The organism is Paenibacillus sp. EB106-06-01-XG199 (genome assembly GCF_058791575.1).
This window is the reverse complement of the sequence record NZ_JBYTDQ010000001.1, coordinates 1,065,615-1,085,577: the sequence shown is the minus strand read 5'-3', so window position 1 is coordinate 1,085,577 and position 19,963 is coordinate 1,065,615. Positions and strand designations below refer to the sequence as shown.

15 protein-coding genes are annotated in these 19,963 nt (G+C 46.2%); 12 read left to right on the top strand and 3 right to left on the bottom strand.

Translation table 11 applies throughout. The features are described 5' to 3' along the window. Window positions 1-6 precede the first annotated feature (6 nt). Window positions 7-750: an amino acid ABC transporter ATP-binding protein gene (locus AC3WT9_RS05260; protein ID WP_445935335.1), complete on the top strand. Its 744-nt coding sequence runs from the start codon at window positions 7-9 to the stop codon at window positions 748-750. Between the two features lie 106 nt (window positions 751-856). Next, window positions 857-985, top strand: coding sequence for a DUF6254 family protein (locus AC3WT9_RS05255; RefSeq protein WP_231578275.1), 129 nt, complete (start codon window positions 857-859; stop codon window positions 983-985). Between the two features lie 98 nt (window positions 986-1,083). On the opposite strand, the gene AC3WT9_RS05250 is transcribed toward AC3WT9_RS05255, so the two are convergent. Both AC3WT9_RS05250 and AC3WT9_RS05245 read right to left on the bottom strand, forming a co-directional pair. After that, entirely contained in the window at window positions 1,084-1,425 is a 342-nt protein-coding gene (locus AC3WT9_RS05250; RefSeq protein ID WP_341093248.1) for a nitrous oxide-stimulated promoter family protein, read from the bottom strand. A 117-nt stretch (window positions 1,426-1,542) separates the two neighbouring features. After that, complete coding sequence (locus AC3WT9_RS05245) at window positions 1,543-2,406, bottom strand: helix-turn-helix domain-containing protein (RefSeq protein ID WP_492407464.1); 864 nt, start codon at window positions 2,404-2,406, stop codon at window positions 1,543-1,545. Between the two features lie 229 nt (window positions 2,407-2,635). Between AC3WT9_RS05245 and AC3WT9_RS05240 the strand changes: the two genes are divergently transcribed. The 8 genes from AC3WT9_RS05240 to AC3WT9_RS05205 all read left to right on the top strand — a co-directional run bounded on the left by AC3WT9_RS05240 (window position 2,636) and on the right by AC3WT9_RS05205 (window position 13,026). After that, a complete protein-coding gene (locus AC3WT9_RS05240; protein WP_492407463.1) occupies window positions 2,636-3,058 on the top strand; it encodes a hypothetical protein in 423 nt (140 codons plus the stop codon). Between the two features lie 67 nt (window positions 3,059-3,125). Beyond that, window positions 3,126-5,297: a fibronectin type III domain-containing protein gene (locus tag AC3WT9_RS05235; RefSeq protein WP_492407462.1), complete on the top strand. Its 2,172-nt coding sequence runs from the start codon at window positions 3,126-3,128 to the stop codon at window positions 5,295-5,297. A gap of 182 nt (window positions 5,298-5,479) precedes the next feature. Beyond that, window positions 5,480-6,457: an alpha/beta hydrolase gene (locus tag AC3WT9_RS05230; protein ID WP_341378655.1), complete on the top strand. Its 978-nt coding sequence runs from the start codon at window positions 5,480-5,482 to the stop codon at window positions 6,455-6,457. A gap of 260 nt (window positions 6,458-6,717) precedes the next feature. After that, on the top strand, window positions 6,718-7,698 hold the full coding sequence (locus AC3WT9_RS05225; RefSeq protein WP_341093254.1) for a LacI family DNA-binding transcriptional regulator: 981 nt from the start codon (window positions 6,718-6,720) through the stop codon (window positions 7,696-7,698). A gap of 120 nt (window positions 7,699-7,818) precedes the next feature. After that, on the top strand, window positions 7,819-8,721 hold the full coding sequence (locus AC3WT9_RS05220) for an ABC transporter permease (RefSeq protein WP_340899813.1): 903 nt from the start codon (window positions 7,819-7,821) through the stop codon (window positions 8,719-8,721). 16 nt (window positions 8,722-8,737) lie between these two features. Further along, window positions 8,738-9,631, top strand: coding sequence for a carbohydrate ABC transporter permease (locus tag AC3WT9_RS05215; RefSeq protein ID WP_445744971.1), 894 nt, complete (start codon window positions 8,738-8,740; stop codon window positions 9,629-9,631). A 70-nt stretch (window positions 9,632-9,701) separates the two neighbouring features. After that, the gene (locus AC3WT9_RS05210; RefSeq protein WP_341378656.1) at window positions 9,702-11,447 is read left to right on the top strand and encodes a type 2 periplasmic-binding domain-containing protein; all 1,746 of its coding nucleotides are present in this window, start codon (window positions 9,702-9,704) and stop codon (window positions 11,445-11,447) included. Between the two features lie 109 nt (window positions 11,448-11,556). Then, window positions 11,557-13,026 (top strand): glycoside hydrolase family 32 protein, encoded by a 1,470-nt coding sequence (locus AC3WT9_RS05205; protein WP_341378658.1) that lies wholly within the window; start codon window positions 11,557-11,559, stop codon window positions 13,024-13,026. Window positions 13,027-13,100: 74 nt separating this feature from the next. Here AC3WT9_RS05205 and AC3WT9_RS05200 read toward each other — a convergent pair whose 3' ends face one another. After that, complete coding sequence (locus AC3WT9_RS05200; protein ID WP_341378659.1) at window positions 13,101-16,244, bottom strand: alpha-mannosidase; 3,144 nt, start codon at window positions 16,242-16,244, stop codon at window positions 13,101-13,103. 232 nt (window positions 16,245-16,476) lie between these two features. On the opposite strand from AC3WT9_RS05200, the gene AC3WT9_RS05195 reads away from it, so the two are divergent. Further along, window positions 16,477-18,303 (top strand): sensor histidine kinase, encoded by a 1,827-nt coding sequence (locus AC3WT9_RS05195; RefSeq protein ID WP_341378661.1) that lies wholly within the window; start codon window positions 16,477-16,479, stop codon window positions 18,301-18,303. Window positions 18,304-18,307: 4 nt separating this feature from the next. Beyond that, window positions 18,308-19,864 (top strand): response regulator transcription factor, encoded by a 1,557-nt coding sequence (locus AC3WT9_RS05190; protein ID WP_341378662.1) that lies wholly within the window; start codon window positions 18,308-18,310, stop codon window positions 19,862-19,864. The last annotated feature ends 99 nt before the right edge of the window (window positions 19,865-19,963 follow it).

The window sequence follows — 19,963 nt, the reverse complement described above, 5'->3', positions numbered from 1 at the left end:
CCAATTATGAGTAGTATGATTGAAGTTAAGCAATTGCAGAAATCTTTCGGCAGCCTCGATGTGCTGAAGAAGATTACCTTTGATGTGAAACCGGGAGAAGTCGTGGCAGTGATCGGTCCTTCCGGTTCCGGAAAAAGTACGATGCTGCGCAGTCTTGTTCATCTGGAGGAGGTTACCGGCGGAAGTATCCTTATCCATGGCAAACCGTTGGTAGAGAACGGAAAATACTCCAGCAATGCAGATATAAGGGAGATTACCGCGACCATGGGCATGGTGTTTCAGCACTTTAATCTGTTCCCTCACCTTAGCGTACGGGGGAATCTGGAGCTTGCTCCACGAACGCTGAAGCGGGAGGGCACTCAGGATATTGCCGCGAAAAGTAAGGAATTGCTCTCCAAAGTAGGCCTTGCCGATAAAGCGGAGGTGTACCCTTCCATGTTGTCAGGTGGACAGAAGCAGCGGGTAGCTATCGCCAGAGCGCTGATGCTGAACCCGGACATCCTGTTGTTTGACGAGCCGACCTCGGCACTTGATCCCGAGCTGACCGGTGAGGTGCTGCGTGTCATCCGCCAGCTTGCGGACGAGAACATGACGATGATTATCGTCACGCATGAGATGAACTTTGCCCGCGATGTGGCGGACCGTGTATTCTTCATGGATAACGGGGAAATTGCCGAATCTGGAACACCGGAGCAGATCTTTGGCAGCCCGCAGCGGGAGCGGACCCGGACGTTTTTGAATCAGGATTAGCAAGAGCATCAAATATGAAAACAAACTAACACGTATGAATAAACGTAATATTCAGCATCCTATTACTGTAGTATACATGATGCAATTCCAGAGGAGGCTACCCGAGATGAGCCAGCAGAAGCAAAGAAAAGAAGCTGGGTGGAAATCCCGAAAGCAGGACCAGCACCCCCATGGTAAAATCAAGTCGCTGAAAGAGCTTTCCAGCGAGTATGATGCGGAACATACTACATCGTAACCTAGCACAAGGCGGTAGGCTGCCGAGTTCCTTCGGCAGCCTATTCGGACCGCCTGCTGATCTGGAGCATTTGCCAGAATACATAGTTCCAGACTGGGCTATTTTCTTCCTTTGCCTGGGATTGGAATATGCCTAATGGACTCAATAGGGTGATACAGCAGCATCCATGGACCAGAATAACGCATTACGTCCTTGATTTTTTGACGGTAATCTTGTTTGTAACAATGGATAGGACATTTTGCGCAAGCCGTCTTCTCCTCACCGAATCGACAGAGCGAAAGTCTGTTCCTCGCATATACATTTAACTCCTGACATTCCTCACAGAAGGCCGTTTGATGATGTTTTTTCCTGCAATAGATACGAATCATTTTTGATACCAATTCTTGTTCTCTTCGAATTCTAGGCCCCTCATTCAATTGCTTTTTCACTTCTCTTGTCATGTGCGAAAGATTCCTTTCATTGTTATAATTATGACCACTCCTTCAGCAGAACTGATTCGGGATATCAGTGAATTAGATGGTGATATCCCCCAAAGAGCCGAACTCCTTTAATGGAATTCAGGCTTTTTGTTGTTTTACGGCCATGTATCCCGCCTGCGGATTCTTGCGGAATTTCAAGGGAGAGAGACCTATGATGCTTTTAAACGTCCGGCCAAAATGAGTTGAATTCCCGAAGCCGACGCTTTCGGCAATAGCTGAAACTTGCCAATTGGATTCTTTCAATAAATGGCAGGCTTGTTTGATTCGAACATGGTTCACATACTCGATGAGGGTAAACCCTGTTGATTCCTTGAAGGTCCGGCTAAGATGGGAGGGACTGACATGGAAACGGACCGCGAGCTCCTCCAAGGTCAGGCGCTGATCATAGTGGTGATTGATGAAATGGGTGATATGGGAGATACGCTGATAAACCTGGTTGGTGGAGCAATTCATATACGGACGTCCGCTGTTTAATAAGCGGTGTATGTATATTAAAAGCTCGGACAAAAGGATTTTGAGATAGAAACCAGACTCCGGAAATTCATTCGCGGACTCGGCGGCCATCTTTGCAAATATCGCTTCGACATAACCTTGCTCCTGACCCTTTAACCGGAGGGAGCCAGAACCGGATTGGAAAGCGGACAACGGATGAAATGACAAGTCCCCGCTCAACAACCCGCCTAGAAACTCTTCTTTAAAAAGCAGTGTTACTCTCTCGAATTTTGCACCATTGGGATTGATCAGCCGGTGTTCGTCATTTTTTCGGATGAGCAGCATGGAGCCGCCCACAAGCTGAAACGGCTGGCTTCCGATATGATAATGAAGTTCGCCCGAGACAATATACAGAATTTCATAAGCATCATGATAGTGGAATGAAGGAATGCTGGAATAGGATTTACTTTCTCGGCTGATATAAAAGGGATCAGAATGAAAAAAGTTCATATCAAACACCTCTCCGGCACTCCGGTAATTTAATGATATTCTCATTGTAGCCGAAGCGGTTTGAATTGTTAAACAAAATGTTAACAGCAAGATATGTTGAAAACGGCGGTTTTTCAATAAGATTCTCTGAGAATCCTGAGGCGGGCATGGGATATATTCAAGAAAGCGGGATTCCTAATGAATCCTCAAGCGAATCCGTTCATTTGAACGGGAAAGGGGCTGCAAAACCATGCAAAGCCAGAAAAAGAGAGGAAGTAATCCGAAACAACTATTCTTTATGTTCTTGGTACTTCTGTTGATCCCCTGGTCATTCCCGGCAGACTCACTGGCCGGCCCCGTGACGGGCAAGCCCAAGCAAGCCTCTGTTGTACAGAAGGAAACTGCTGCTGCAGAAGGCGTAATCGCCGAATGGGTGTTCAAAAACAAAGGAGAAGCAGGAAGCCACCCAGCCACCGGAGGAGAGTACATGTCTTCCTCGAGCCTTCAACAGGCTGGAGGGTATTTCGAAAACTTCGACAGCAAAGCTAAAGATATCAGCTATCAGGGCTGGGACAAAGGTGCGGGCAAAAAGTATTGGCTGGCAACCCTTGCTACATCTGCCTACAAGAATATCAAATTATCCTCAGAACAAAGCTCCTCCGGTTGGTCCTAACGATTTCAAAGTACAGGTAAGTTTGGACCGGACAGTATGGACCGACGTGCCGGGAGGTACTGTTCAGATGAAGACCGTTTCAAGCTACAGTTGTCCGGGTCAATCCTGTAAGCTCAGCAAGCTGTCTCTGCCGAACGCAGACGACAAGGAACTGCTGTATATCCGCTGGCTGGTCAATTCTAATCTGGCCACGAACTCCAAAGATAATCCGGAAGGCATTGGTGAAGGCGGGTCCAGCAAAATCCGGAATATTCGTGTGACGGGTGATCTAATCCCTGGAAAAACACCCATAACGCCGACAATTGATAAGTCTCATTCTCCTGGAGATGGAGCTGAAAAAGTATCCGTGACGGCTCCGATTGAGGTTAAATTCAACAAATCAATACAGCTGATGAATCAAGAGGCCATCACGATTCGAGATGACCAGAATCAGCCTGTTCCAACCCTTACCGCTGAGGTCATAAACCAAACGACCTTGCGCATCGGGCATGGCGGACTAGGTCAAGGGAAAATGTACAGAGTTTCCATTCCAAAAACCGCGGTCCAAGGAATAGACGGCTCTCCCATGATCCGTAAGGTCGAATGGAGCTTTACGACTCAACCATCCGCGTCTCAGCCAACTCTTATCAATATGACTTTCAACGGCGATACCAAAACGAGCATGTCATTCGCATGGTACACGGATTCCTCAGCGGAGACAAAAGTTCAAACTGCTGAAATCGCAGTGGGAACCGGAAACGAATTTCCGAATGATGGCGTTCTCGAATTTACCGGATCTTCTGAGGAAATTTCAACTTATATGACCAAGAGCGACAGAACGACCGGAAAGAAGAAAAAGTTCTTCAGCCATAAAGCAACCGCAAACGGATTAAAGCCGGGAACCAAATATGTTTTCAGAGTGGGTGACGGCTCGGTTTGGAGCTCCATCGGATCATTTGAGACCGATACGGCGACCTCACAGCCTTATCGTTTTATTGTCGGCTCCGATTCGCAGGCTTCAAGCAAATCGGGTTTTGAACCCTGGGCAGATACCTTCAACAAAGCAAATGAACATATCGGTAACCCCAAATTTCTGATTAATGCCGGCGATTTGGTCGACAACGGTGACCTGGAGGAGCAGTGGCAGTGGATGCTCGGGCTCGCACAGCAGTCACTGATGAAAGTACCCTTCGTTCCTGTGCTTGGCGGACATGAGGTGTCCGATTGGGACGGGGATGAAACAACGCCGAATAACAACTTTTACAACCACTTCAATCTGCCCCGGAAAGTGGTGGAAGCAACGCATGACGGCTCGGTGTATTCTTTTGAATATGGGGACGCTCTTTATATGGTATACAACTCTCAGTTTGACGGAAAGCTGAATGAAGATGGCTCTGTGAACTGGGATGATGAGAAGCATGAGCAGTTCTGGAACCAGATTGATTGGATGCGGAATACAGTTGCTAAGTCTGATAAGAAGTGGAAATTCGTTGCATTTCACAAGGCGCCTTACGCATCCGGTGATAATTCTGCACAATGGGAAGGGGATCGCGTTAAATTTTACAGAAAGAATCTGATTCCAGTCTTTGACGAGCTTGGCATTGATATGGTGTTTGAGGCTCACGATCATATGTATATGCGTTCTTTCCAGATGTATGGGGATAAGGTTATTGATCCGAAAAAGCTGGAGAAGGATGAGGCAGGCAACGTTGTTAATCCGCAGGGAACGGTGTATTTGATGCCCAATGCTTTTGGAAACAAGTTTTATTACAAAAATGAACCGTATGACGACTTTTTTGCAGCAGTAAATAAGCAACCCGAGAAAAAAATGTTTACGGATGTGTCGGTTTCAGCTCAAATTCTAAAGTTTGATGCCTATACGGCTGCTGTAGAAGATGAAGGAAAGAGTGGCTATGGAAAAAACGGGTTAAAGGTATACGATCATTACGGCATCAAACGAACGGACACCAAACCGGCTCCCGCGGAGGAACTCAAGGTGAAACTTCAAGGGACCAAGGCTACATTAACCTGGAAAACGCCTTTGACCAGCAAAGAACAGATAAGGGGATTCCGTATTTATGAAAAGGATGATAAAATCAGCAAGTATTGGAGCCTTTATGTGCCGGTAAAGCCGGGAACGACGCAATACAGCACCGTTATCGAGCATTTAAATCCAGAGATACAATATAACCTGGTGATCAAGTCCGTCGGCAGAAGGGACAATTCCAGTCCAGTCATGGTAAGCACAACAGCTAATTAATTTGATTCATTCTCCATGCAACGACTCATGTGCAAGCATCCTTGCATGTTACGTCGTTGCATTTATTTTGTTTGTTCATACTCCGTTCACATTGCCGTTACAAGGAGTACATGTTTGTCATGTAAGCTTTGCAATAACGGCCCGCTTAAGGCAGTCCAATACACAGATAAGGACAGGAGAAGATGAGTGTGAAACGAGAAGAAGAGGGTACAAAAAAAAGGATGCGCAAACCACTTCGCATAATCCTTAAATCTATAGGAGCTTTAGCAGGATTAATGGTACTGTTTCTAGCCGTTGTTTTTATCGTTAATCTGGTTTGTAACAAAACTGAACAAGGGAAAATAGAACCTTATGGCCAGTTAGTATCTGTAGACGGAAAACATATGAATGTGCTGATCCAAGGGGAAGGCGAAGAGACAGTCGTGCTCCTGCCGGGTTTTGGAACAGCAGCTCCAGCACTTGATTTTAAGCTGCTTGTAGATGAACTATCTCCGTTCTACAAAGTTGTCGTGGTTGAGCCGTTCGGCTATGGATTAAGTGATGAAACCGATAAGGAGCGGACCGCAGACAATATGGCAACTGAAGTCCATGAAGCTTTGCAGCAGCTCAATATTGACCGGTTTACGCTAATGGGCCATTCCATTGCAGGTATTTACGGATTGAATTATGTTAACAAATATCCAAACGAAGTAAATGCATTTATCGGAATCGATAACAGTGTGCCAACCCAAGGCGGAATGGATGCTGGATTCCCATTAAAAACGTTTAAATTCCTCAATAAATCCGGTCTCTTAAGATTGATCAAAAAAGTAGGGGAGGACCCCTATGCTTCGTTACCCTTTGATGCTCACACCGTAGAGCAATCGAAAATGATTGCAAATAAAAATAATAATAATGACACTACCTTAAATGAAATGAAAAATATTTCTTCTAATTTTAAAGCAGCTCAACAGTTGAAATTCCCGAAAAATCTTCCCGTTCTATTGTTTATCCAAGCAGATAATAAATCTGTTGAAAACTGGATACCACTACATGAAGCGCAGGCCAAAGACTCTGTACGTGGAAAAGTCATAAAACTCGATGCAGAGCATTATTTACACCACACCAAATCCAAAGAAATCGTTGAAGACTTCAGGGAGTTTATGGGGCAAGCAAGTTGAGACGAGTAGGGGGAACGGACATTTAGCTTAGATGCAAACCGAGATCACAAAATTATAGCGGTCTTAAGTATAGCTTCCCGCCGCAAGACGGGAAGCTTTTTAATCTGCCCATCAGGCAAATGAGCAGATATTTGATACATTAAAAAAAATAAAATATCCTATTGAAACGTTTCCAAAATGGTGATAGAATAAATCCAACAAGTAAATGAAACGTTTCATTTAGTGAATGAAACGTTTCCAAATAGAAAGGCAGGTGCAACATGGCTAGTATTAAGGAGGTTGCTGATATTGCCGGCGTTGCAGTTGGGACCGTTTCCAGAGTCATTAACAATCACCCTTCAGTCAAACAGGAAACCCGCGAGAAGGTACTAGCTGCGATCAAAGAAATAAATTATGTACCAAATGAGGTGGCAAGAAATTTTAAGATGCAGAAGTCTATGATGATTGCACTTTTGCTTCCTACAATAAGGCATCCCTTCTTTTCCGAGCTTGCCTACTATATTGAAGATGAATTGGATCGTCATGACTACAAATTGATTCTCTGCAACAGCAAGGGCAAGCCCGAAAAAGAAATATATTATTTTGATATCCTGAACCAGAATAAGGTCGCAGGGATCATAGCCATTACTTACAACGATATCGAACATAGTGTTGTCAAAGACATCCCGCTGGTTTCAATAGACCGCCATTTCAAAGATGAGATTTCCTGCGTCACCTCGGATAACTATAACGGCGGGCGTATCGCGTTACAAGAGTTGCACAAGGCAGGGGTACGGCATCCGGCTTACCTAGGTTATATTGCGACGTCAATCCGGGGCGAAGTGGATTTGAGAAAAGTCGGTTTTATGGATGCTGCCAAGGAGCTGGGACTGCCCCAAGCCGATTATGAAATTCCTGATCTCGACGAGGATCTATTGAACCCCCATCTTGATCAGATCTTAACGGCTGCACAGTATAAAGAAGTTGACGGGGTGTTTGTGAATGGTGACATGCTGGCGGCTCGATATATTAAGCGGGCACGGGAACACGGAATCCATGTTCCGGAAGACGTGAAGGTAGTAGGTTATGACGGAATTCAGAAAGAAGATTTGTTTTATCCTTTCTTGTCCACCATTGTACAACCTGTTGAAGAAATGGCCCGGACGGCAGTACGTCTACTAATCCAAAAAGTAGAGGGCGTGGAGCTTCATAAGGATCTCTACCGCCTACCGGTAACCTTCAGAAAAGGCGGGACCACTTAAGGTTACAATATTCGCTATAGAACGTTGTTCTTATAGCGAATGTGACAATATATGTAAGTGCTTTATATGTTAAATATGCATAAAGGAGGAAACTTAGTGGTGGGGTCTAAACTGAAAAATATGCCATTAAGGCTAAAGAAAAATTCAGAAATCAAGCATTATTGGTTCATGCTCATTCCGGCTTTGGTTTGGTTGATCATGTTTCAAATCGTTCCTATGTTCGGAGTTGTAATGGCTTTCCAGGATTATAATCCGGGTGCCGGTTTTCTTCATTCAGAATTTGTCGGATTAGAGAATTTTCGGTACATGCTTGAGTTAGACGATGTGCGTCAGGCCTTAATCAATACGCTTATCATAGCATTGGGGAAAATTTCAGGGAATTTGCTCATTCCTCTCATTTTCGCTCTTATGCTTAATGAACTTCGCCAAAAATACATGGTTAAGTTCGTTCAAACTAGTGTCTATTTGCCGCACTTCTTATCATGGGTTATTTTGTCAGGGATCATGATTCAAATCTTTGGCTTCAATGGCCCATTCAACCGGGTGTTGGAAATGTTCGGATTTGAACCGGTTCAATTTTTCCAGCAGGCTGGTTTATTCAGAGGATTTATTATCGGTTCAGATGTGTGGAAAAACTTCGGCTACAACTCTATCATTTATTTGGCTGCCTTAGCAGGCATTGACGGTACTCTCTATGAAGCGGCAGGTATTGATGGGGCAAGCCGCTGGAGAAAATTATGGCATATTACTTTGCCGGGAATCCGCACAACCGTTGTTCTTTTAGCCATTTTGTCACTCGGCAGCGTTCTCGATGCTGGTTTCGACCAAGTGTTCAACTTATATAATCCGCTGGTGTACAGCACGGGTGATATTATCGACACCTATGTTTATCGCGCCGGTTTACAAGATTTGGACTTCAGCTTGGGTACAGCGGTCGGATTATTGAAATCGGTCGTCAGCTTTATTCTTATTGTTAACGGTTATCTGTTAGCCAAGAAGCTTTTAGGGTATCGAATATTCTAATCTAGGAGGGAGAAAGTTGGTAGAAAACAGATCACTGGGGTCGAGGGCTTTCGACATTTTCAATCTAGTATTCCTTTTGTTAATGACACTGCTTTGCTTAGTACCCATATGGTATTGCCTAATGATCGCTCTGAGTGACAAGGCGGCGGTCCAGGCAGGCAATGTGTTTTTTTATCCTATCGGATTCAACTTGTATTCATTTCAAGTGATTCTGTCCGAATCTAAGTTTTTTAGAGCAATATTTGTATCGTTCGAACGCGTTATTTTGGGCTCCGCTTTCACGATGCTGGCATTAGTACTTGCTGCCTATCCTTTATCAAAGTCGAGTAAGCTTTTTCCGGGACGCAACCTTCTGATGTGGCTATTCGTATTCTGCATGCTCTTTAACGGCGGGTTGATTCCTTGGTTCATTACTCTGAAATCATATAATCTGATCGATAACATCTGGGGATTAGTATTATGTGGTGGAGTCCCGATATTCAACTTGATCTTGATTATGAACTTCGTTAAGAATTTGCCGGAGGAGCTGGAGGAAGCAGCCAAGATAGATGGGTCTGGTCCTTGGAGATACCTGTTCAGCATATTATTACCTCTATTAAAACCCGTACTGGCTACCGTTGTTTTGTTTACCATGGTGGGATACTGGAATGACTTCTTCCAAGGCATGGTTCTCTCCACCCGTGAAGAAAGTTATCCGTTACAAACCTATATCCAGCAACTCGTAGTTTCCACTAATCTGCAGCAAATGGCTTCCATGTCCCTTGAGCAAATGAATCGTTTGTCCAAATTGAATAACGATTCGTTGAATGCAGCCAAAATTTTCGTAGCGATGATTCCTGTACTGATAATCTACCCGTTCTTGCAGAGATATTTCGTGAAAGGCATCACGCTTGGTTCCGTAAAAGGTTAACTTGTAGTTTATGGATGTTGTCCGAGGAGAAATCCTTGAACATAAAAAACAAAAGGGGAGTTATATGCAGATGAAAAACAAAAAGGTTTATGCTGCAACTTTGTCGTTCGCTTTGCTACTCATGGGGTCTCTCACGGCGTGTACTGGAAATGCTGACAATGGCAAGTCTTCTTCGGAAAACAGTTCTAATTCTACTTCAAAGAATAGTGCTGCAGAAGTACCGGCAGAACCTCTTGGAAAACAACCTCAGTTAACCACACTTACAAGAGGAGTCCCGCTCGATCCGAACCAGAAGTACCCTGACGGCCAAGACGTAGATGACAATGCGTATACGAGAATGCTGAAGACAAAATTCAATATTGAAATTAAAAATGCTTTTACCGCATCTAATTCAGGCACAGATTATCACCAAAAGGTTGATCTTGGGATCGCAACCGGAGAAATTCCGGATTACTTGACCGAGCTGACTTATACAGAATACAAAGCGATCGTTAAAGCAGGCTTAGCAATGGACATTTCCGAAGTCTGGGAAAAATATGCGAGCACGAAAACAAAAGAAGTGTACAAGTCTAACCAAGAACTCTTTGACAGCTTAGTTAAAGAAGACGGTAAAATGTATGCCATTCCTTCCTCAAACCCAATGCCGGATTTCCTGTCCGTGATGTGGGTTCGCCAAGACTGGCTGGATAAATTGAAATTGAAAGCGCCTACGAATTTGCAAGAGCTGGAAGCCGTTGCAAAAGCTTTCGTTGAGCAAGATCCAGACGGAAACGGAAAGGCAGATTCGGTTGGACTTGCAGGTCCTTCGATTGACGGTAAATTATATCAAGACATGACGAATTCTAACTTCGCTTATCACTTTGATCAAATTTTCGCTGCGTTCAATTCCTTCCCAGGCATCTGGGTCAAAGACAGTGAAGGAAAGGCTGTCTATGGATCCATTGTGCCTGAAACTAAAACAGCACTGCAGAAATTAGCCGATATGTACAAGGCAGGGTTGATTTCACAAGGCATGCTCACTTCGAAGACGGAAGAACTGGTGTCGAACAATAAGGCAGGGTTGTTCTTTGGTCCTTGGTGGTTCCCGTTCGGTGATCTTGGAAACAGCTGGAAGAATGACAAAACCGCGAACTGGCAGCCTTATTCACTGGCCTCCGGCAGTGATGGAATCTACTTGGCGAAGGGAGGCAACGCTGCCCGTACCTTTACAGTCATCAGTAAGGATAACAAAAACCCTGAAGCCGTTATCAAAATGCTTAATATTTATAAAGATGGTCTTTACAAACATGTTGATCCGGCAGAGCAAAAGGTACTGGGAGATGCTTCATTCCCGATGTACCAAACCTTCTCCATGGCTGATGGTCCTGCCATGGTCCTGAAAGAGACAACCAATTATCTCGAAGGCAAAAAGACAGCGGATGAGATTCATACGTATTTCCAAGACTTCGATGCTTACACTGATGATGCATTCAGTAAGATTATCGCTTCCAAAACGGAACCATTTGATAATATGAGCATCTCGGGCTGGGATTTCTCCGGAGCAAAAGCGGACGATTTCGGTACGGTTTGGGCATTTGGCGTAGGCTTGAAGCCGTACGTGGAAGGTAAATTCCAGTTCGTAAACACCTTAACCTATGAGCAAACCAAAACAATGGAAAAACGTTGGTCGAATCTCAGCAAGCTGGAGTATGAAACCTTTTCCAAAATTATCGTAGGCCAAGCTCCAATCAGCGCATTTGATGAGTTCGTAAGCAAGTGGAAATCTCAAGGCGGTGATCAGGTCACGAAAGAGATCCAGCAGTCGTTAGATAAGTAACACGTTAAGAGAATATTGAACAACAATGAGTTCTGTCAAAAACAGAACTCATTGTTTCGATAAGACCAGTACGTTATAGAGATAAAACTAAGTTATGAGGAGAGAAGAGATGTCATCTGAAGTTATACAAGCAGAGAAATACAGACCCAAGTTCCATTTTAGTCCGCCAGCGAATTGGATGAACGATCCGAATGGTCTGGTTTATTTCAAGGGGGAATACCACCTCTTCTATCAGCATCACCCTCATGGAACCAGTTGGGGACCGATGCACTGGGGACATGCAGTGAGTAAAGACCTGATCACTTGGGAGCATCTCCCTGTTGCACTTGCATCCGATGAGCTGGGAATGATTTTTTCGGGTAGTGCAGTGGTGGATTGGAACGATTCAACCGGTTTCTTTGACGGGGAACCCGGTCTTGTCGCTATTTTCACGCATCACGCCCATTCTCCTGGAGGGATTTCAATAGAGAAACAAAGTATTGCCTTCAGTAGAGATGAGGGAAGAACTTGGATTAAGTATGAAGGGAATCCCGTCCTTACTTCGGATAAGCATATTGATTTCCGGGATCCTAAGGTGTTCTGGCACAAAGAAACTGAGCAGTGGGTGATGATTGTTGCCAGTGGTCAAACCGTTTGTTTATACCGTTCTCCCAACCTGAAAGAATGGAGCTTCAGCAGCGAGTTTGGGCAAGGGATGGGTTCGCATGACGGTGTTTGGGAGTGTCCGGATTTATTTGCATTACCCGTTGACGGAGAGGAGACGGCATTGAAATGGGTCATGTTCGTGAGTATTGGAAATGAGCCACATATTCCGGAAGGGTCTAGAACCCAGTATTTCACCGGACACTTTGACGGGTTAGCTTTCATACCGGATCAATCCTCTCAAACGACTCGCTGGATCGATTATGGAAAGGACAATTACGCTGGCGTAAGCTGGTCTGACGTCTCGGCTGAAGATGGACGCCGGATTTATATCGGCTGGATGAACAATTGGAAATATGCAGGCGAAACTCCAACTGAAGGATGGAGGGGAGCCATGACATTTCCAAGGGTACTGACTTTGGAAACGAGGAACGGCGGTATTACATTGATTCAGCATCCCGTCAATGAATTGGAATCTATCCGGGTGCCTCAGATTGAATCGGAAGGGAGTTCCTCTGCTGAGCTCGATTCAATTTGCGAAGGCATGGAATTAGAAACCTATGAGCTTGTTGCCGAATTCAAATGGACTGCGACCGTGGATTCTATAGGCTTCAAGATCAGAGCCTCGGGCCAGGAGGCAACAGTCGTCGGTTACTCCGTTAAAGATGAAAGCTTATTTATCGATCGTACTCGTTCCGGAAATATTGATTTTCATGAGGCTTTTTCGGGTAGACATCAAGCAAAATTACAGTCCAGCCAGCAGTGCGTGAAATTTCAACTTATAGTAGACCGGTCATCCGTCGAAGTCTTTGCCAACGATGGAATCCTCGCGATAACGGATTTGATCTATCCTTCCTCCGACGCATTGGGTTTATCGTTCTTTTGTGAAGGCGGGGAGTTACTGTCCTATAAAATTGCAATCCATAAATTAGGCTGAACATTAGAACAAGGCGAACTCACAGGAGTTCGCCTTGTTCTGTATCCTAGAGGAAAGCCATCGTTACATAACAATTAGCATCGCAGGTCGATTTCAAAGGTTTTAATCTCATAAGGTTCAAGGACGAAGCAGATGCCAGCATCGTTATGCATTTCGCCATCTGGTTGTTCCATCAAGTTCGTTTCTCTCCATCCATGAATTTGCAGGCTGCTCGTCAGCTCCAGCATGTTGGAGCTTCCGGAGTAATCGTGAATACGCACGATGAGGCAGTCTGAATCCTCTGCTTTTTTGACAGCAGAGATCATAGCCGTATCGCCGGACAAGGCGAACATGGAGCGGCTTGGCTGCTCTGCATGTCCCTCCGTATAGCGAATCGGGGCATTCAGGAACCAGGCTTGCTTGACGGTCTGACCGGTCAGCCAATCTCCTTGATGCGGTAGAAGGGCATAGGTGAAGCGATGCAGCCCCTGATCGGCATGCGGATCAGGATGAGTAGCGCTTTTGATCAACGTGAGCCGCAGGACATTGTTTTTAATATCATAACCGTATTTGGAGTCGTTCAACAGGCTGACACCATAACCCTTGTCGGACAAATCTGCCCACTGATGCCCGACAGACTCGAAGCGCGCCCAATCCCAGCTCGTATTCCAATGTGTCGGCCGTTTCACGTTGCCGAACTGAATGTCATAGGTTGCCTCAGTAGAGCGGATGCCGACGGGGAAAGCCACCTTCAGCAATTGCTGCTTCTCGTGCCAATCTACTTCGGTCACATAGTCGATGCGCCGGTTCCCGGCATAGACAATCAGGTTCTGCGTAATTGTAGAATTACGGTACTGCCAATTGAAGCGGATGACGGCCCGAAGCGGCCCGGTCTCAATCACTTGGATTGCTGAGCAATCTCGAATCTCAGTCATTTTTTCCTGATAGAAGATATCAATATCCCAAGCTTCATGTGCCAGAGGTTTATCCTCAAACACCTGTAATAGGTTGCCGTTAGCACCCTTGGCCAGTACTTCCCGTCGTGCTGCTTTATCGTAAATGCGGGTCAACTGCCCGGCTTCGTTCCATGCCAATTGATAAAAAGGGGTTTGTATTCCAAGTTCTGTATGGCTGAATGGAGACAACTCCGAATTGATAGATTCAGCTTCGCCATGGAAATGTATGGTTGTATACCCGAGCGAAGGAATATCTTGCACTTCAATATACCAAATGCCTGTATCCAGCTGTGCATTCAAGCATAGCCCGGCATCGCTTAACCAATATCCCTGCTCCATTCCGGCCGAAGCGGGAATAGCTACAAGCTCCGTAATACTCCATGGTGAGGAATTCCACACCGAGAAACTGCCTGCCGTTTTCCCTGCTGCGATTGCAGCCCGGGCTTGTGTGTCGATCTGACTGCCGATCTGCCACGCTTCCTCGTATTCGACTGTACTGTCTTCGTACACCTCACGGATGGATGAGCCCGGAATGATGTCATGGAACTGGTTGCGCAGAATGATTTTCCATCCGGAGGTCAGCGGTTTGGCTTGATACAGATTCCAGTCTTTCTGCAAAATGCTTTGCAGGGCATTCAGCCACTCGGCTTCACGATAGGCCAGTTCGAGCTTACGGTTCATCTGTTTGTTATAAGCTTGGCTGGTATACGTCCCGCGGTGATACTCCAGATACAATTCGCCGTCCCAGGTATGGATGTATGAATCGGTATCCGCTACCGTCTGCTGCAGCTTTTCGAAATAGGCATCTGCACGTCCGGTCGTTACCTTTGGGAGTCCGGGCAACAGATCCAGCCGCCGCCGCATCTCGAGCATTTCGCGGTTCACGCCGCCACCGCCGTCACCATAGCCATAGGACAGCAGCAGCTCCTGATTCATCTCCTTGTCGCGGTAGGCATCCCATATTCCTTTAACCGTCTTGGGGATGATCTTCCCGTTATAGGTGTAGAACCATGAACCCGGCTCAGACCACGGTTCAGGTGTGGTGATGAAATGGGTCAATACCTCGGAGCCGTCTATGCCGCGCCAATGGAAAGTATCGAATGGCATCCGGTTATACTGGTTCCAGCTGATTTTCGTGGTCATGAACGTATGAATGCCCGATTTTTTCAGAATTTGCGGCAGGGACCAGCTGTAGCCGAATACATCCGGCAACCATAAGTACCTGCACTCCGATCCGAACTCCTCCTTTAGGAAGCGTGTACCGATCAGCAATTGCCGAACCAGAGATTCGCCTGAGGTTAGATTGCAGTCCGCTTCAAGCCACATGCCACCGCCAGCTTCCCAACGGCCTTCCGCAATGCGCTCCTTGATGGATTCATACAGCTCCGGGTAGTCTTCTTTCACATATTCATATAGCTGGGGCTGTGTCTGGAGGAAGACATATTCCGGAAACATCTCCATCAGCCGCATCACCGTAGAGAAGGACCGTGCACATTTCTCGCGTGTATGCTTAAGCCGCCACAGCCAGGCAACGTCAATATGGGTATGGCCAATACAAGTGATGGTAACATCGGATAGTTTGTCCATGGCTTCCAGACAGGCGCTAAGATTATCTCTGGCTTCGTAGACAGAGATGAAAAACGCCTCTGATTCGGAATCTGCCCAGTCGATCATGCGTAGGGATTGCTGGAGCGCCTGCAGCAGCTTCGTCCGCTCCGGCACATTTGGATCCAGGATTTTTACGGTTTCAAGAATGGCCGTTCCGGTGAACACAAGATCGTCTATTTTCTCATCCAGCCAGCACAGCTCCGCCTGTTTGAAGGTATGGGTCTGATTGCGCGGTTGTCCGCCTCCTTCAAGACCGGACCATAACCGGAAGAGCAGCTCAGCTGAGTGGCCTGCCGCCGAAGCAGGAAGGAATACTTCCTTATGATTGGAATCGACGCCTTGAAAAGGCTTGCCTTCCCAATAGAATAGGGATTCAAATCCGGAGTTGTTGCCGCCTCCCGTATCGCCGAAATCGAACAAGCCGACGATTCGCTTATTTTTCCAGGATACAGGAATTTCAGCATCTGTACGCAGCCACAAATAGAGATCCCGGCCAGTCCAGGTCTCGTTAATGTGCATAGCGTGCCAATTAGCTTCGGCACCTGGCACAGTAGGATTTATATCTTCCCGGTGGTCTTCACAAGCAAGAAATATGCTCAGGGTCTTCCGGTCCCGGTAACGGAGTACGGATAATTCATGAATACGTGCCTGTAATTTGTTTTCGGTAAGAAACATCGTGTGGACCCCCAGTTCATATTATCGGAGGGTGAAATGATTTATAGGGAAAGATCCAAATTGGGATAAAAAGTGAATAGTATAGGGGAATGCGCTCATTATAGCGGTTTCTTTTCCTTTTGACAATTGAAAGTTGAGGGGAAGGCACCGCATGTTCTATTTATTGCGCAAATTTAACGAACGGTGATACACTGAGTTGAAAATTGGCTCCGAAGGAGGCGGTCAGGCGCGAATGTCCAAGATCCGGACCTTTTATCAAAATCATCTGAAGAAAAAAATGTTTAACAAGATCCTCCTGTTCTACTCCATGGTCATGGTTCTCTTGTTTATTAGTGTCTCTATTTTGGCTTACCGCTATTATGAGCAGCGGCTCGTACGGGAGCAAATGGATGCGAGTCTTCAGGAACTAGACATTATCAGCATCAGTCTGAATCAGCAGAACGAACGGATGTATGGAGCGGTGCAGCAGATTTACACGGATGCGATGATTGGAGATGATCTGAAGTATTTCTTGGCTCATGATTATGAGAACTTCATCAAGTGGCGTCTGAATCAATATGCAAACAGCTACCGGACGGAGCGCAACAGCTTTGATTATCATTTACGCCTGCTGCTGAAGGAGGAAGCATCTATCTCGAACATCGTGCTGTACAGCTCGGACCAGGACTTTTATTACGTTCTGAACCGGGAAACGCAGCATTTTTACGATCAACCGGCGTTATCAGCCTCACATCAGAACTGGTATGAACGGTTCCGGAATCAGCCCTGGCAGTATATGGGCAACGAGCCGTTGTTCGAGGGAAAAGCCGCCGGGGAATCAACACCTTACAGCTACGTGAATGTGCTCAAGGACCCTGTGACGCTGAAGGAATACGGTGCCATCCTGTTCGAACTCAATACAAGCCGGATTAAAGGGCTGCTGCGGGAAAAATTGAACAATACGGGCAGTCGGATAATGCTGATCACGTCGCAGGGACAAGTGATTTTTGATTCGCAGGGGCGATACGATAATACCGTCTATCCGTATTGGAAGCAGATGACTAAGCCGGGCGATTGGGTGAATCTGGAAGAACGCTCCAAAGTACAATTGCTGAATATCGGGAATACAGGGATGGTCGCTGCTGCCATCATTCCAGAGTCTCAAATCGTACAGAGCCTTCAAACCTTACGTTTTAGTCTCACAGGGATCGTGGTCTTATGCATCATTATCAGTATCTCAGTGACGTTCACCGTTATCCGCCGCTACTCCAAAAAAATCCACAGAATTATCGTCTACATGCGGCGCTGGCAGGATGGCGATTTGAGCAAGCGGATCAAAATGGAGGGGGAGGATGAACTGCAGCAGATCTCGCAAAGCTTTAACTATATGTGTGACCGGCTGGAGTCCTATATCCAGACCGTCTACATCTCGGAGATCAAGCAGAAGAACGCACAGCTTGTGGCTCTGCAGGCGCAGATCAATCCGCATTTCCTGTACAATACGCTCGAGAGTATACGCATGAAGGCCATCAGTTCAGGGGCCAGGGATGTCGGTCAAATGATCTATATTCTCGCAACAATGTTCAGGCATTTGATCAAAAAACAAACACATGTCACTTTGGCCGAAGAAATCGAGCTATGCGGGATGTATTTGGCCTTGATCCAATACCGGTATGAGAACAAGCTGCAGGTGGAAACGAACATCGAGATGCCGGTCGCCGGAAGTATCGTGGTTAAACTGCTGATTCAGCCGATTATCGAAAATTATATCGTTCACGGCTTTCGGGCGGATGACGACGATAACCGGATTTCCATCACAGCTGCAGAACAGAAGAGACACATCATTATTCGTGTGAAGGATAACGGGAAAGGTATTGCGCAAGAGAAATTGATAGAACTGCGCAAAGCGCTGCAAAGTGAGGGGGGAGCACCTTCGCGATCAAGTGACTCCCTGGGTCTAAAAAATGTACATGAACGCATTCGTTTGAATTATGGCAGCGAGTTTGGATTACGTGTGATCAGTGAGCAGGACAAAGGCTGTGAGGTTATCATCGAAATTCCATTCACAAGGGAGGACTAACCGAATGAGGAACGTATTGCTGGTGGATGACGAGCCACTCATTGTCGAAGGAATGCAGTCCATCATCGATTGGAATGCGAATCATATGCAAATTGCAGATACAGCGCGCAATGGTGTGGAAGCGCTAGCAAAGCTGGACGGCTTATCCGTAGATCTAGTTATCACGGACATCATGATGCCCCAGATGACAGGACTTGAGCTGATCCGTGAGGTCAAAGTACGTAGTCCCCTCACTAAGTTCATCATTCTGAGCGGTTATGAGGAATTTAATTACGTGCGGGAAGGCATTACGCTGGGTGTCGAGAACTATTTGCTCAAGCCGGTCAATATCGACGAATTGGAAGCGACGATTAAGCATATGCAGAATGATTGGGAGCGCGAGGAAATCAGACAAATTCAAATGGATCAGAGCTGGAGGATTCTGAGGAATAATATATTGCAGCGGTGGGCTAACGAAACCATTGATGCCAAAGAGTTCCGGGAGCGCGCGCAACTGCTGGAAATCCCCTTGACCAAGTCAAATTACTGCGCTGCTGCGCTGCGAATCGTAACCGATCACGAATTGGATGATCCGCAGGTTTACAGACCCATAATTGCCGAGCAGTGTGAAATCATAGGCAGAAACCAATTACCACACGGCTGTGAGATCATCTGCTTCCCTGATCAGGAAGGAGATATCATCGTGCTGTTCGCTTCAACCGGCATGGAAGAAGAAGAATGGCAATATCATGCGCTTCGCGGGATGCAGCAGTGGATCACCGCAGATACAGGCGCCTGTGTATGGGGCGTGAAAGGGCCGTCCAAGCAATCCTACCTGGGGTTTCCGCAAAGCTGCAAACAAGTGAAGCTGTGGCTTCAGAATCATTTGTTTGGCGAGTCAGAAACTTTCATAGTGATATCGGACAACGGAAGAGAAGCCGATCCTGCATATGAGCAAAGGGAGCCCGTTATGGATCAATTCCATAAGTTGCTCCGGGACGGGAAAAGTCTTGAGGTTGACCGGTTCATCGACGACTTCTTTGAAGTTCAGGCAGAGGAAGGGCACACGGCAAGAACGCCGTTCTTCAACTCCGCAATTCAGCTTATGCTGGCGGCCAAAACTTTGGAAAAGACTCCGGATTACGGAGGCGTATTCGGTCCCTTATCCAGAATTCATACTCGCAGCGGGCTGAAGCAGCTGGTGAAAAAGGTGATCCATCAAACATTTGATACCTACCATGCGACAGAAAGGGATTATAGCCCGCATGTGATGGCTGTACTCGATTTCGTAAAAAACACCTACAAAGAGGAGCTTTCGCTGAAGACGCTCAGCCAGAAACTGGACCTTCATCCGAACTATCTGGGGCAGCTGTTTCAACAGGAGGCGGGCACCAGCTTTTCCGAATATGTAAATCAGTACCGGATTGAACGTGCCACTCATCTGCTGCTGTACTCGGACAAAAAGACAGCAGAGGTAGCTACGGAGGTAGGCTATTGGGATACATCTTACTTTTACAGGCAGTTCAAAAAATATGCCGGCGTTTCCCCCACGGAGCTGCGTTCGATGTATATGAAAAGATAGGCCGTAACCTGTAGGTTTTAAAAAACACACCTTGCGAAGGTGTGTTTTTTAGTGAAATGAATGCGCTATCTTTAATTAATCCATCATTTTATTGTATTT

Bases quoted from the DNA above. Each gene is read 5' to 3' on its own strand.
- AC3WT9_RS05260 (WP_445935335.1), top strand. From the start codon at position 7: ATGAGTAGTATGATTGAAGTTAAGCAATTGCAGAAATCTTTCGGCAGC.
- AC3WT9_RS05255 (WP_231578275.1), top strand. From the start codon at position 857: ATGAGCCAGCAGAAGCAAAGAAAAGAAGCTGGGTGGAAATCCCGAAAG.
- AC3WT9_RS05250 (WP_341093248.1), bottom strand. From the start codon at position 1,425: ATGACAAGAGAAGTGAAAAAGCAATTGAATGAGGGGCCTAGAATTCGA.
- AC3WT9_RS05245 (WP_492407464.1), bottom strand. From the start codon at position 2,406: ATGAACTTTTTTCATTCTGATCCCTTTTATATCAGCCGAGAAAGTAAA.
- AC3WT9_RS05240 (WP_492407463.1), top strand. From the start codon at position 2,636: ATGCAAAGCCAGAAAAAGAGAGGAAGTAATCCGAAACAACTATTCTTT.
- AC3WT9_RS05235 (WP_492407462.1), top strand. From the start codon at position 3,126: ATGAAGACCGTTTCAAGCTACAGTTGTCCGGGTCAATCCTGTAAGCTC.
- AC3WT9_RS05230 (WP_341378655.1), top strand. From the start codon at position 5,480: ATGAGTGTGAAACGAGAAGAAGAGGGTACAAAAAAAAGGATGCGCAAA.
- AC3WT9_RS05225 (WP_341093254.1), top strand. From the start codon at position 6,718: ATGGCTAGTATTAAGGAGGTTGCTGATATTGCCGGCGTTGCAGTTGGG.
- AC3WT9_RS05220 (WP_340899813.1), top strand. From the start codon at position 7,819: ATGCCATTAAGGCTAAAGAAAAATTCAGAAATCAAGCATTATTGGTTC.
- AC3WT9_RS05210 (WP_341378656.1), top strand. From the start codon at position 9,702: ATGAAAAACAAAAAGGTTTATGCTGCAACTTTGTCGTTCGCTTTGCTA.
- AC3WT9_RS05205 (WP_341378658.1), top strand. From the start codon at position 11,557: ATGTCATCTGAAGTTATACAAGCAGAGAAATACAGACCCAAGTTCCAT.
- AC3WT9_RS05200 (WP_341378659.1), bottom strand. From the start codon at position 16,244: ATGTTTCTTACCGAAAACAAATTACAGGCACGTATTCATGAATTATCC.
- AC3WT9_RS05195 (WP_341378661.1), top strand. From the start codon at position 16,477: ATGTCCAAGATCCGGACCTTTTATCAAAATCATCTGAAGAAAAAAATG.
- AC3WT9_RS05190 (WP_341378662.1), top strand. From the start codon at position 18,308: ATGAGGAACGTATTGCTGGTGGATGACGAGCCACTCATTGTCGAAGGA.